A 12,005-nucleotide genomic window follows, 5' to 3' on the forward strand; every position below is an offset into this window, starting at 1 on the left:
TCTACTTTATTCTATCTCTACGCTTTAAGCTGATAATCCCCATTCTTTCCACCTGTCTTAGCGTGAAGCAACGTTGGTCCAATGACTATATCCTTTTGCAGAGCTTTACACATGTCATATACCGTAAGAGCAGCAGCAGATACAGACGTCAGTGCTTCCATTTCAACACCTGTCTTTCCGGTCGTCTTAACAGTTGCCTCTATGTATAGTTCATTATGATCATTATCAGTAAAATGAATATTTATGCCCGTAAGTGGTAAGGGATGGCACATTGGAATCCAATCGGATGTTTTCTTCGCAGCCATAATACCTGCTACTTGAGCTACAGCTAGTACATCACCCTTGCTAATTCTACCCGTCTTGATCCTCGTTAGCGTATCTGCATCCATCGTAACTGTTGTGTGAGCAACTGCCGTACGTACGCTCACGTCTTTGTCGGACACATCCACCATACGCGCTCTACCCTGTTCATTGAAATGAGTCAATTCCATGATTACTCTCCTTCTCACAATTCACAATGCCGTTTTCTGTAACCAGAATATCTAGCTTTGCATCATGCCTATCCATAGGTACTTTATTCACGACCTGCATTTCATAGCCAAGTCCCATCAAGATCGGAGCTCTCTTATGATCAACATATGGCTGTAACCGCTCATGCAGTCGATCATAATAACCTCTACCATAACCTAATCTGCCTCCTAGCCTATCATAAGCAAGACCCGGTACTATAATCACCTCTGGCACATACTCATGTCCAAGAGCGCTTGTCCGCAAAGGGTTCGGTTCCTCTATACCATATGATCCTGAAGCCAATTCATCCCAATCTTGAAGAGGATGGATATCCATAGAATAATCATTAGGGTCACATCTTGGAACTAGCACTTGGAGTCCCTGATTCCATCCCCATTGTATTAAAGATCTTGTATTAAGTTCAGATCGAAATGAAATATAGACTAAAAAATTATTAATTCTCATGGATTCTAGCTTTTGAGTCATATGACAAATAGCCTCACTAGACCACTGTTCACGTTGAACATTTGTTAATGCATTACGCGCATTATTCATATTGGATCGTAGGTTTTTTTTGATATCGGATAATGGGTTGTTATTCCAGTTCATTCCCATACTACCGCCTTCTCTATACTTACTTAAACTTGTGATTTGCCTATAGTGTAACACTGTTGGTTTCTTTTCGCCAAGAATGGCCAGAAGTCCTGCTACGAATGTCGCGCATTGTGAGCTTTTCATGTAAAATAGCTATCAAGTAGAAACGGTCGTGCTGTCCTTTTTACAAGAGCAGAACCCGTTTTAGCAGAAATAAAAGGAATCGCGTATCAAGTGAAACTTAAACTTTCTTATATTTTAAATAAGCACAATGATGGAGGTTTCTACCGCATGTTACTTCAAGCTACTGGAATTAGAAAATTATACGGAGTTCATCCGGTTCTCGATGGTATTAATATACAAATCCTTGAGAAAGAGCGCGTCGGACTCGTTGGCGTAAATGGTGCAGGAAAGTCTACCTTCCTACAGATTCTAGCAGGGGAAATATCCCATGATGGAGGTCAGATCTTCAAAGCAAAAGAAACGACCATAGGATATCTAGCCCAAAATAGTGGTCTGCATTCGGATCGGACACTCTGGGAGGAAATGCTAACCGTATTTACACCATTGATTAATGCTGAACAAGAACTGAGATTAATGGAGAAGCAGATTGCTGATCCGATATCGATGGAGAACCCTAAGAAATATCAAGATCTATTAGATCGTTATGCACTGCGTTCCGATTGGTTCAAAGATCATGGTGGTTATGAAATGGAGACCAAAATACGCAGCGTACTTCATGGTATGGGGTTCGGTGATTTCGCACCAGATACACCCATTACGACCCTTAGTGGTGGCCAGAAGACCCGGCTTGCGTTAGCGCGAATCCTTCTGCTTGCACCCGATCTACTTATGCTCGATGAACCTACGAACCACTTGGACATCGCTACGTTGACGTGGTTAGAGGATTACTTACGGTCTTATTCCGGCTCCTTATTAGTCGTATCCCATGACCGCTATTTCTTAGATCGATTAGTAACGACAATCGTTGAGATTGAGCGGCACCAGTCCAAACGTTATACCGGTAATTACAGTCGATATATTGATCTAAAGGCTGCAGAATACGAGTCACAATTGAAACAATATGATAAACAACAAGGCGAAATTGCACGTATGGAAGACTTTGTCCAACGCAATATTGTACGTGCCTCTTCCACAAAGAGAGCGCAGAGTCGCCGCAAATCGCTTGAGAAGATGGATCGCCTAGACAAGCCCCTCGGGGATCTGAAAAAAGCACATTTTTCTTTCGAAGTGGAATATTCGTCAGGCAAAGAAGTGTTACAGGTACGTGAATTATCCGTTGCATTTAATCCTTTAGAACCCTTATTCCAACATGTGTCTTTTGATATGCGTCGTGGTGAAACAGTTGCATTAATTGGCCCCAACGGGATTGGGAAATCGACATTGTTCAAATGTATGCTCGACACACTCGTGCCAGCTGCCGGTAATATCCAGTGGGGCACGAAAGTGAAAATTGGGTATTATGATCAAGAGCAGACTAACTTAAATTCAGCAAATACGGTTCTGGAAGAGTTATGGAGCGAATATTCACATATGGATGAATCCCGTATTCGGACGGTACTTGGGAACTTTCTATTCAGTGGAGAAGATGTCCTTAAGAAAATCTCGTCACTTAGTGGTGGAGAGAAGGCTCGGGTTGCGCTAGCCAAGCTCATGTTGCTCGAAGCCAATATGTTAATCCTTGATGAGCCTACTAACCATTTGGACTTATATAGTAGAGAAGTGCTTGAATCTGCCTTAATCGATTATGAAGGGACTCTTCTTTTCATTTCACATGACCGTTATTTCCTGAACAAGATGGCAGAACGAATTGTAGAACTATCTCCAACAGGGACTGAACAGTTTCTTGGTAACTACGATGATTACACAGAGAAGAAACAAGAGTTGGCCGAAATACAACAAGAAGCCCTTGCAGCAAAAGCTACATCGAAATCGGATTCTAGTTCCGATCTTGGAGACAAACCTGGGGCATCCTCATTTGAAGCGGATAAACTAGCCAAACGTGAAGAACGTAATCGTCAGCGTAGACTGGTTACTTTGGAAGAAGAAATTCACGTTCTAGAGGAAGAGATTCAATCTATTGAAACCAAAATGGCCCTTCCTGAAATTTTTCAAGATTACATGGCTTTGCAAGAACATCAACAGATGGCCGATTTGAAGAAAACAACGCTCGAGGCTGTTTACAGCGAATGGGAAATCCTTGCTGTAGAATAAGCAAAAAATGCTCGTAAATGCAATGATAAAAGAAATACAAAAAAAAGTCATATTCTAATATTTGGAGTTATACACAATGTTATCCCCGTAAAAAGTGCATAACTCCAACTTTCAAATAGCCTTTAGGGCTATTTTTTTGGGCTTTTTTGCGTTTTTTTAGAAAAATACACTTTTATCCACGAAGTTATGCACATTATCCACAATTTTCTTGAAAAAAGTATCCACGGTTTCAAAATTCATTCAAAGCTATATATATTCCTAATTGAAGGGATTTGTACACAATTCGACATGGATATGTGGATAACGTTGTCCACATCTTGACAAGCTAGTTTATCCTTCTATATAGACGGATTTCTTAGTGAATTGCTGTTCCACAATTAATCATTCTCAATCTAATGGTTAGTAGCTCAGCTGTCTCCCCATCGGATCTAAGCAAAATTAGACTGAGCGCAACAAAATACTGCGTGTCTTCGGACACGCAGTAGCTGAAATAATAACCAAGCCTACATCATCGTTAACTATAATTTAAGGTTGTAATTAGAGCTATTAGGCTGACTAGGCTATAGAGATTTCAGAGAGTGCACTGTTACACGCGGCAACATACGCTAATCCCCCAGCCATGACAATATCTTGATGAATGGCCGTACCCCGATAGGTCTTCCCTTCCCATTCCACCATGACGCAAGCCTCAGCATGTGCTTCTTCTCCAGTACTAAGAGAATGCAATTCCAAGTCACCAAAGACGATATCTGCCTCTATCCCTTGACTTATCGCTGTAATCAAAGCTTCCAATGGGCCTTTTCCGGTAGCCATATGTGTAGATTCACGATCTTCATGAAGGTGGCGTAGCGTAACGGAAGCAACACGTTCTTCTGCACTACCCGATTGCACCTGAACTTCCCCGAGCTCAAAATTCTGCATCCTTTTACCTGTCGTCTGACTCACCATCTTCAACAACAGGTCATCACTGACAACTTTTAAACGGTCCGCTGTTTCTTTAAAGACACTGTACAGTACTTCTAACTCTTCTTCTGTCATCTGCATCCCGTACCTTGCGATACGATCTTTCAGAGCATGTCGACCCGAATGTTTACCTAAGATGATCATGTCACGTGGAATACCTAGTGATTCGGGGTTCATAATTTCATACGTACTTCGATCCTTAAGCAGGCCATCTTGATGGATACCAGACTCATGCTGAAAGGCATTACGACCAACGATAGGCTTATTGAATGCCATTGGGAAATGCATAGCACTACTTACCGCCTTGGATGCTCCGTATAGCTTCTCCATCGCAATGCCTGTTGAGTAGTTCAGTACATCTTTTCTCACATCCAAAGCCATAACAAGCTCCTCTAGCGCACAATTCCCGGTTCTCTCTCCTACCCCGTTTACGGTTACTTCGATCTGAGATGCACCATTCTGAATAGCAGCAAGGCTATTCGCTACTGCAAGCCCCAAGTCATTGTGGCAGTGAGCGCTATAGAGAACGCTTGAGCCTCCTCTTGCGCCTTCACGGACTTTACGGAACATATCCCCATACTCTTGTGGGAGTGCGTAACCAACGGTATCTGGGAGATTGATCATGGTTGCTCCTTCTTCAATCACTGCTTCTATCATCTCAATGAGATCATCTATCCCTGTACGTGCTGCATCCATCGCTGTGAATTCAACCTGATCACTGAATTGCTTAGCATAAGCTGTCATCTCCCGGGCCTTAGCCACGGCTTCTTTACGGCTCATACGCAATTGGTACTTCAAGTGAATATCAGATGATGACAGAAAGAGGTGAATTCGGCGACGCTCAGCATCTCTTGTAGCACGAACTGCAGCATCAATATCTCCCTTCACCGCTCTAGCGAACCCACATATCTCTACTTGCTGGAACTGCCGTGAAATGGCCTCTACCGCAGCAAACTCCCCTGGACTAGAGATAGGAAATCCCGGTTCTAACACATCTACACCAAGCTCTACAAGCTTTGCTGCAAGCTGAATTTTCTGGTCTGGTTGAAGACTTGCACCTGGTGCCTGTTCTCCATCACGTAGCGTTGTATCAAATATAATAATCTTTGGTCCAGTTGATATGTTTGTTATGTTAGTCATTTTAAAAAACCTCCTGAAATATTTTTGGAGCGATGCTCCTTGAATTTACTACGAACAAAATTCTTATCGGAGGGATAGGCTCCCCTGTGTAATCACGTTTTCAAAAAATAGCATCGTAAGCATAAAGCACTGCCTTCATTTTCTAAATCCCAGAGAACGAAAAAAAACCTGCCATCTCTTATTTATAAGAGACGACAGGTTTTCACCTTCCGCGGTACCACTCTTGTTGGCGCTATCTCGCTAAGCACCCCACTTTGTTCTTTACATACGGTTGCGCGACCGTACATAAAGAGATCCCTTTAACGGTGGACAACCGAACTCGTGTACACTTCTTTACGAAGTTTCCACAAACTTAACTCCCGGGCGAGATTCAAAGGGGTCTGCCGCTGTGTCACACCAATTCCACAGCTCTCTGAAAGACATTGTCCTTTTACTACTCCCGATCATAGTTTGTGTTGATATATCAATTTGTGTATACAAAAAAGCCCGTCATCTCTTAAATCAAGAGACGACAGGCTGTTCACCCATTCGCGGTACCACTCTTGTTGTCCTTCCTACCCATGTAAACATAGGATTATGGGAAGAACCCCTCAAACGCCTTCAGCCAAAACTAACGTAAAGAAATGGACTAATGGCTTGCCCTCTTACGGAGGCTAACGTAACGGTATACTCCCCAGCGTGCACTTACCAGGCCTGTGACGACTCATTCCTCACAGCATTCCACCGTTCCGCTCCCAAGCGAGTTCAGGTTCCTTCGTCTGCGTTGCACCAACCCGCAGCTCTCTAATATCCCGGATAACCTTACTACTCTTGTTCATCACGTTTATCACAATCTGAAATTTAAATTGATTATATCTACCCTAAATACAATTGTCAATAAGCGAATGCCCACATGACTCTTATCCCAATGAATGTATACCCTCATTTAATCTAGGCTATTACTACCCCAAGCTTCCAAAGAAAGTTGTGGATCTGCCTTCATATCAAGGGATGTGAAATATTGTTCACGCCACTTAAGATAGGCTGCAGCACCGATCATTGCAGCATTATCAGTACAATAGTCAAATGGAGGAATAGAGAGATCTATCCCTTCTTTATCACATTGTCGACTAAGTTCTGCTCGTAGTCCACGGTTAGCAGCAACACCACCACACAACAGAAGTTGCTTCACATCATAGGCTTTCACAGCACGTATCGCTTTGGTCACAAGGACCTCCACGACTGATTCTTGGAACCCACGGGCAATAGCAGCCGGATTCATTTCATCTCCACGCATTTTACGCTGATTAATAACGTTCAATACCGCTGACTTCAAGCCACTGAAGCTGAAATCATAAGATCCTGGTTCTAACCATGCACGGGGAAGAACAATAGACTCCTCTGACTCCAAAGCCATCTTATCGACATGCGGTCCTCCAGGGTAAGGGAAACCAAGTGATCGTGCCACTTTATCATAAGCTTCCCCTACAGCATCATCCCTCGTACGTCCGATCACTTCGAACTGACCTTCTTGCTTCATATATACAAGCTCAGTATGACCACCAGATACCACTAATACCATACATGGATAATGAATTTCTCCAACTAATCGGTTAGCATAAATATGTCCTGCGATATGATGTGTACCAATCAAAGGCTTAGCTAAAGCCACAGAGAGACTTTTCGCAGCTACAACACCTACTAATAGGGCACCTACAAGTCCAGGACCCTGCGTTACTGCAATTGCAGACAAATCACTCATTGTGATTCCTGAAGCAGCTACGGCTTCATCAAGCATGAGGGTAATATTCTCAACATGCTTACGTGAGGCAACCTCTGGTACCACTCCGCCGAAAGCTTTATGTGTCTCAATCTGGCTTGCAATCAGATTGGACATGACTTCATGTCCATCTTTCACGATAGCTACAGCCGTTTCATCACAGCTTGTCTCAATCGCCAAAATATAACAGGGTTGTTCTTCTTCAATCTTGTGTTCACTCATCAATCTCTACGCTTCCTTCCCTACTTCCGTACTCCTCGTATTGTGGCAAATCTGCCCACATGATCATAGCATCCTCATGATTGTCTGAATAATAACCTTTACGGAGTCCTGCCGATACAAATCCCTTTTTCTCATACAATCTTTGGGCAATGGTATTTGACACACGTACTTCCAATGTCATCCGAATCATTCCCATATTAGCAGCCGTCTCTATCAATTCGTCCAAAAGACGCTCACCTAATTTGCGTCCACGATATGCCTTCAATATAGCAATATTCGTCACATGTGCTTCATCAACAATCGTCCACATACCCGCATATCCAATAGGTTTCCCATCGTTCTCCATAACCAAATAACGTGCAAAGAGATTGTTCATTAATTCGTTACGAAAAGCTGTATCTGACCACGGTAGTGTAAATGCCTCATGTTCAATGACCATCACATTAGGGATATCATCTATTGTCATGAGACGAAACGAGAATTCTGCTTGTGCTTCATTGTTCCTCTGTTCCATTAACTTCACCTAACTCCCTTCATGGTTTGCGAAGGAGATTGGCTTCCGCCTCAGCAAGCTGGGTATAATTTGGTACCAGTGAATGCATATCATCTTGTTCGCCAGCAAGAAATTTCTCCGTCCCTAACATCCCAACGTATCGGCCCTCTAAATCGTATGAAACGATATGAAGAGGAAGCGTATCGCCTAGACGTGTACTAAGTCGTTCAGCCGCCTCTTTATGTAGATTAACGTCCCCTACAAACCAGATAGCATGTGGCTTCTCTTCCTTAGAGGTAGCTTCAATTCGCTGTGCTAACTCTTCTGTCCATTTCTCCATTAGGCGGATAGCATCTTGCTCAATACGATTCGGCGCATTTAATTCAGATGAACTAAACAGTGCTGTATACACTTGACCACGTCTAGCATCAATAAGAGGAACAATCCAAGTGATCTGGTCTGATCCGATCCTTTCCTCTTGAGCATTTATCGCATGAATAAAGCCACCATATGCTAATGAATGAAGCGTTGATATGCCTACGACCGGAACATTCCATGCCCAAGCCAATGTCTTCGCTGCTGTAACGGCAATACGAGTGCCCGTATAAGATCCTGGACCGACGCCTACTGCAATACCTTGCACATCTGTATTTAATGTAGAAGAAGCTTTCAGTACCTCTTCTACGATCGAGAGAATACGAATGGAGTGATTTCGTTCGCCAAATTCATTGATCTCGTGTAGTACCTTGCCATTATCCATAATAGCTACAGATAATGACGTTGTGGATGTATCCAATGCCAAAATCCGTTGCAAGGACTCTGACTTCTGTGGTTTGTTCATGATTTAAAGACTCCATTCTTATTCAGGTTACAACACCATTCCTCATAGGGACTTCCAAAACCTCGGATCGTAATCTTACGTTGATCAATACCCATGGTCTCCATAAATAAATGTAAATGAGGTTCTGGTAGGAGATCACTTATGATCTGGGACCATTCTACCAAACATACACCTTCACCATAGAAATACTCGTCCAGCCCAAGCTCATCCGCTTCATCTATAGAAAGGCGATAAACATCCATATGATAAAAAGGTACTCTACCTTCATATTCTTTAATAATTGTAAACGTAGGACTGTTCACGATCCCTTTCACACCTAAATGCTTAGCGAATAGTTGTGAGAAAGCCGTCTTCCCAGCACCTAAGTCACCATCAAGTCCGATCACAGTACCAGCTATTGCAGCATCAGCAAGCCAAGCCGCCAGCGCTTCCGTATCCTGTAAATGATTAGAAGTATATATGTATTGCTCTTTACCATGACTCATTTCCAATATAAACCCACCTTTACGGCCATTTCCATCATAACTTGACCTTTATTATATCGGTCAATACAAAGACCCGCAAGAAGCGACAACTTCTATCCTATATCAGAAAGAGCCTCCATAACACAGATTGTAGAATATACTCATTCCCTTCATTCCATAATATGTATAATTTTTAAATTTATAAAATTACAAAAAAAGATTCAATCCGCTATTTAATCACGGATTGAACCTCTTTGAAGAGTGTACGAATATTTAAATTTCAAATTTACGGTTAATGTCCCTCTTCATGGAGACGATCCACACTCACTGTATGCGTATTGGTCGGACGTGACCCTAACTGAACGGTAGCCATCCCATTCGCTTCATCCACTTGCTCAATCCATACCGGCTTACCATCTAATTTTACAGCATAATTCTCTTTATCATTAAAAATATCAACCGCTCTTCTGATATCCATTTATTATTGCTCCTTTTCACTTCCATAGTCAGATCAACCCAGATCATCCGTATTTACAAACTCGTCCTCCCGATCCATATACAACTTTTCTTGTGGGATATCACCAATATATCCATTAGATATCGTAACCTGTCCACCACCTAGACCCTCATTCACCATACGATCTACATCCATTAGATAAGCTTCTTCATCATTGTCCGTCTCAGGAGCTGTAACGTTGTTCCAATCAACGGTGTTTGCATCAATTTTATCTTGATCGACCATGACTTATCACTTCCTCCTGTGTAGTTCAAGATGCTTTCCTGACTGGCCTTTTTAAATATGCCCCTCAGTCTATCCTGTCATGCATAGGTACATAGGCATTAGATTGTTTCAGCTAAAACAAACGTAAGTTGGACATACTACCTGTTAACTCAGCAAGAAATTTAAGCACAGTAAAAGGAGCTGTTATTCATGCATACCGTATGGAAAGGTGCCATCAGTTTCGGATTAGTTCACGTCCCTGTCAAAATGTTCTCAGCAACAGAAGATAAGGATATTTCAATGCGATATGTCCATAAAGTATGCGGAAGCCCACTTTCATACGTTAGAAAATGTCCTGTATGTGAGAAAGAAGTGGAGTGGGAGGAAATATCCAAGGGATATGAATATGAGAAGGGTAAATTTGTGTTATTTGAGAAAGAAGAACTTGAGCAATTATCCGATCAAAACAATAAAAATATTACCATTTTAGATTTCGTGGATTTGAATGAAATTGATCCTATTTATTTTCAAAAAACGTATTATTTATCTCCAGATCAAGCAGGTTCTAATGCCTATATGCTTCTTATGGAAGCCATGCGTCAATCCGGTAAAATAGGTATCGCTAAGATCTCCATCCGGTCTAAGAGTAGCTTAGCCGCCATTCGTGTACTCGATAAATGTTTAGCCATTGAAACGATCTTTTATCCCGATGAGATTCGCCCGGTCTCTCAAGTACCTAATCTCCCCGAAACGGCTATTGTAAATGATAAGGAAATGGATATGGCTAAAATGCTTATTGAACAGCTCTCAACCCCATTCGATCCCGAGAAATACACTGATGATTATCGCGTAGCGTTGCTCCAACTTATTCAGAATAAAGTCTCCGGCGAAGAAGTTAAAATTGCCCCAGCTCGACAAGAGACCAATGTCATTGACCTCATGGCAGCACTTCAAGCAAGTATCGAAGCCGTGAAACCCATGGTCACAGATGCCGGTAAACCTAAGCGGAAACGAAGTGGAAGCACAAAAGTGGAAGGTGCAGGCGTTGAAAGTAGCATCAAGCCCAAGCCACGTGCCCCTTCTAAGAACAAAAAGACGGTATCTTAGACCAAGAAGAGAGGGTTATTGAACCATGTCATCTGCTCGCCTTAAAGGAAGTATTATCGTGGAAGGTCAGCAGATCGCTGTATCCAACCCCGACAAACTACTATGGCCCGAAATGGGAATTACCAAGGCGATTTATTTGCAAAAGCTTGCATTTCTTGCTCCTTACTTACTTCCTTACTGTAGAGACCGTCTGTTGACGACGATCCGATATCCCAATGGTGTGAATGGGGACTTTTTCTATCAAAAGAATGCGCCTTCCCCGCTACCACCTTATGTATCCACAGTTACACATGATGATATTTCGTATATTGTGCTTCATGGGTTACCTGATCTTCTCTGGCTTGGAAATTTAGCAGCATTGGAATTCCATCCCTCTCTTCATTATGCTCATAGTGATCTACCTTGTGAGTGGATGATTGATCTAGATCCGTCACTTGAAATCGAGCCACGAATCATGGAAGCGACAGCACTCGTAGGTGAGGTTCTTTCCTCATTAGGAATACGGTCAACTCCCAAGACATCTGGAGCAACCGGTGTTCAGATTATCATCCCTGTGGAAGAAGGAATCACTTTCGACAATCTACGGAAGATTGGGCATTTCGTGGGACGTTATGTTGAGGAGCGCCATCCCGAGCTATTCACGCTAGAAAGGCTGAAGAAACATAGAGGGGATAAAATATACTTTGATTATCTACAGCATTATGCAGGAAAAACATTGGCAGCTCCTTATACTCCCCGTGCTAGACCACACGCTACAGTGTCTACACCTCTAACTTGGGAGGAAGTCCATAACAATGTCTCTCCGATAGACTTTCATCTATTGAATATTGAAGCAAGGCTAAGGGAACAAGGGGATCTACTTCGTCTTATCCCTCCACAATCTCTTCAGCACATACTGCATCATTTAAAGCACAGATAAGCCCGGAGAGAAACACTCCGGGCTTATCACCTATATA

The 12,005-nt window shown here is 42.5% G+C and carries 12 protein-coding genes and 2 other annotated features; of the genes, 3 read left to right on the forward strand and 9 right to left on the reverse strand.

What is annotated here, in order from left to right; genetic code table 11:
* Nucleotides 1-17: 17 nt before the first annotated feature.
* Entirely contained in the window at nt 18-491 is a 474-nt protein-coding gene (moaC, locus tag PBAT_RS02440) for a cyclic pyranopterin monophosphate synthase MoaC (RefSeq protein ID WP_068646173.1), read from the reverse strand.
* On the reverse strand, nt 469-1,248 hold the full coding sequence (locus tag PBAT_RS02445) for a 5-formyltetrahydrofolate cyclo-ligase (RefSeq protein ID WP_084402773.1): 780 nt from the start codon (nt 1,246-1,248) through the stop codon (nt 469-471). Before PBAT_RS02445 ends, moaC begins: the two co-directional genes overlap by 23 nt.
* 147 nt (nt 1,249-1,395) lie before the next feature.
* On the opposite strand from PBAT_RS02445, the gene PBAT_RS02450 reads away from it, so the two are divergent.
* On the forward strand, nt 1,396-3,339 hold the full coding sequence (locus PBAT_RS02450; RefSeq protein WP_068646175.1) for an ABC-F family ATP-binding cassette domain-containing protein: 1,944 nt from the start codon (nt 1,396-1,398) through the stop codon (nt 3,337-3,339).
* A gap of 555 nt (nt 3,340-3,894) precedes the next feature.
* On the opposite strand, the gene PBAT_RS02455 is transcribed toward PBAT_RS02450, so the two are convergent.
* The 7 genes from PBAT_RS02455 to PBAT_RS02485 all read right to left on the reverse strand — a co-directional run bounded on the left by PBAT_RS02455 (nt 3,895) and on the right by PBAT_RS02485 (nt 9,963).
* Nucleotides 3,895-5,442 (reverse strand): 2-isopropylmalate synthase, encoded by a 1,548-nt coding sequence (locus tag PBAT_RS02455; protein WP_068646177.1) that lies wholly within the window; start codon nt 5,440-5,442, stop codon nt 3,895-3,897.
* A 184-nt stretch (nt 5,443-5,626) separates the two neighbouring features.
* Nucleotides 5,627-5,898 (reverse strand) — a binding site (T-box leader).
* Between the two features lie 45 nt (nt 5,899-5,943).
* Nucleotides 5,944-6,269 (reverse strand) — a binding site (T-box leader).
* Nucleotides 6,270-6,367: 98 nt separating this feature from the next.
* Nucleotides 6,368-7,423, reverse strand: a complete 1,056-nt coding sequence (gene tsaD / locus PBAT_RS02460; protein ID WP_068646179.1) for a tRNA (adenosine(37)-N6)-threonylcarbamoyltransferase complex transferase subunit TsaD — start codon at nt 7,421-7,423, stop codon at nt 6,368-6,370.
* Nucleotides 7,416-7,937 carry a ribosomal protein S18-alanine N-acetyltransferase gene (gene rimI, locus PBAT_RS02465; RefSeq protein WP_068646181.1) on the reverse strand — a complete coding sequence of 174 codons (522 nt, stop codon included), beginning with the start codon at nt 7,935-7,937 and terminating at the stop codon, nt 7,416-7,418. Before rimI ends, tsaD begins: the two co-directional genes overlap by 8 nt.
* Before the next feature lie 19 nt (nt 7,938-7,956).
* Entirely contained in the window at nt 7,957-8,757 is an 801-nt protein-coding gene (tsaB, locus tag PBAT_RS02470; RefSeq protein ID WP_068646183.1) for a tRNA (adenosine(37)-N6)-threonylcarbamoyltransferase complex dimerization subunit type 1 TsaB, read from the reverse strand.
* Nucleotides 8,754-9,242 (reverse strand): tRNA (adenosine(37)-N6)-threonylcarbamoyltransferase complex ATPase subunit type 1 TsaE, encoded by a 489-nt coding sequence (gene tsaE / locus PBAT_RS02475; RefSeq protein WP_068646385.1) that lies wholly within the window; start codon nt 9,240-9,242, stop codon nt 8,754-8,756. Before tsaE ends, tsaB begins: the two co-directional genes overlap by 4 nt.
* 271 nt (nt 9,243-9,513) lie before the next feature.
* Nucleotides 9,514-9,699: an H-type small acid-soluble spore protein gene (locus PBAT_RS02480; protein ID WP_068646185.1), complete on the reverse strand. Its 186-nt coding sequence runs from the start codon at nt 9,697-9,699 to the stop codon at nt 9,514-9,516.
* Between the two features lie 33 nt (nt 9,700-9,732).
* Entirely contained in the window at nt 9,733-9,963 is a 231-nt protein-coding gene (locus PBAT_RS02485) for a hypothetical protein (RefSeq protein ID WP_068646187.1), read from the reverse strand.
* A 189-nt stretch (nt 9,964-10,152) separates the two neighbouring features.
* Between PBAT_RS02485 and ku the strand changes: the two genes are divergently transcribed.
* Complete coding sequence (ku, locus tag PBAT_RS02490) at nt 10,153-11,049, forward strand: non-homologous end joining protein Ku (RefSeq protein ID WP_068646190.1); 897 nt, start codon at nt 10,153-10,155, stop codon at nt 11,047-11,049.
* A 25-nt stretch (nt 11,050-11,074) separates the two neighbouring features.
* Nucleotides 11,075-11,968: a non-homologous end-joining DNA ligase gene (gene ligD / locus PBAT_RS02495; RefSeq protein ID WP_068646192.1), complete on the forward strand. Its 894-nt coding sequence runs from the start codon at nt 11,075-11,077 to the stop codon at nt 11,966-11,968.
* Nucleotides 11,969-12,005: the final 37 nt, after the last annotated feature.

The sequence above is a fragment of the Paenibacillus antarcticus genome, from assembly GCF_001637225.1.
Lineage (GTDB): Bacteria > Bacillota > Bacilli > Paenibacillales > Paenibacillaceae > Paenibacillus_AQ > Paenibacillus_AQ antarcticus.

Coding starts and splice junctions, on each gene's coding strand:
- PBAT_RS02480 (WP_068646185.1), bottom strand. CDS start 9,699: ATGGATATCAGAAGAGCGGTTGATATTTTTAATGATAAAGAGAATTAT.
- rimI (WP_068646181.1), bottom strand. CDS start 7,937: ATGGAACAGAGGAACAATGAAGCACAAGCAGAATTCTCGTTTCGTCTC.
- ku (WP_068646190.1), top strand. CDS start 10,153: ATGCATACCGTATGGAAAGGTGCCATCAGTTTCGGATTAGTTCACGTC.
- PBAT_RS02455 (WP_068646177.1), bottom strand. CDS start 5,442: ATGACTAACATAACAAACATATCAACTGGACCAAAGATTATTATATTT.
- PBAT_RS02485 (WP_068646187.1), bottom strand. CDS start 9,963: ATGGTCGATCAAGATAAAATTGATGCAAACACCGTTGATTGGAACAAC.
- PBAT_RS02445 (WP_084402773.1), bottom strand. CDS start 1,248: ATGAAAAGCTCACAATGCGCGACATTCGTAGCAGGACTTCTGGCCATT.
- moaC (WP_068646173.1), bottom strand. CDS start 491: ATGGAATTGACTCATTTCAATGAACAGGGTAGAGCGCGTATGGTGGAT.
- tsaE (WP_068646385.1), bottom strand. CDS start 9,242: ATGAGTCATGGTAAAGAGCAATACATATATACTTCTAATCATTTACAG.
- tsaD (WP_068646179.1), bottom strand. CDS start 7,423: ATGAGTGAACACAAGATTGAAGAAGAACAACCCTGTTATATTTTGGCG.
- ligD (WP_068646192.1), top strand. CDS start 11,075: ATGTCATCTGCTCGCCTTAAAGGAAGTATTATCGTGGAAGGTCAGCAG.
- PBAT_RS02450 (WP_068646175.1), top strand. CDS start 1,396: ATGTTACTTCAAGCTACTGGAATTAGAAAATTATACGGAGTTCATCCG.
- tsaB (WP_068646183.1), bottom strand. CDS start 8,757: ATGAACAAACCACAGAAGTCAGAGTCCTTGCAACGGATTTTGGCATTG.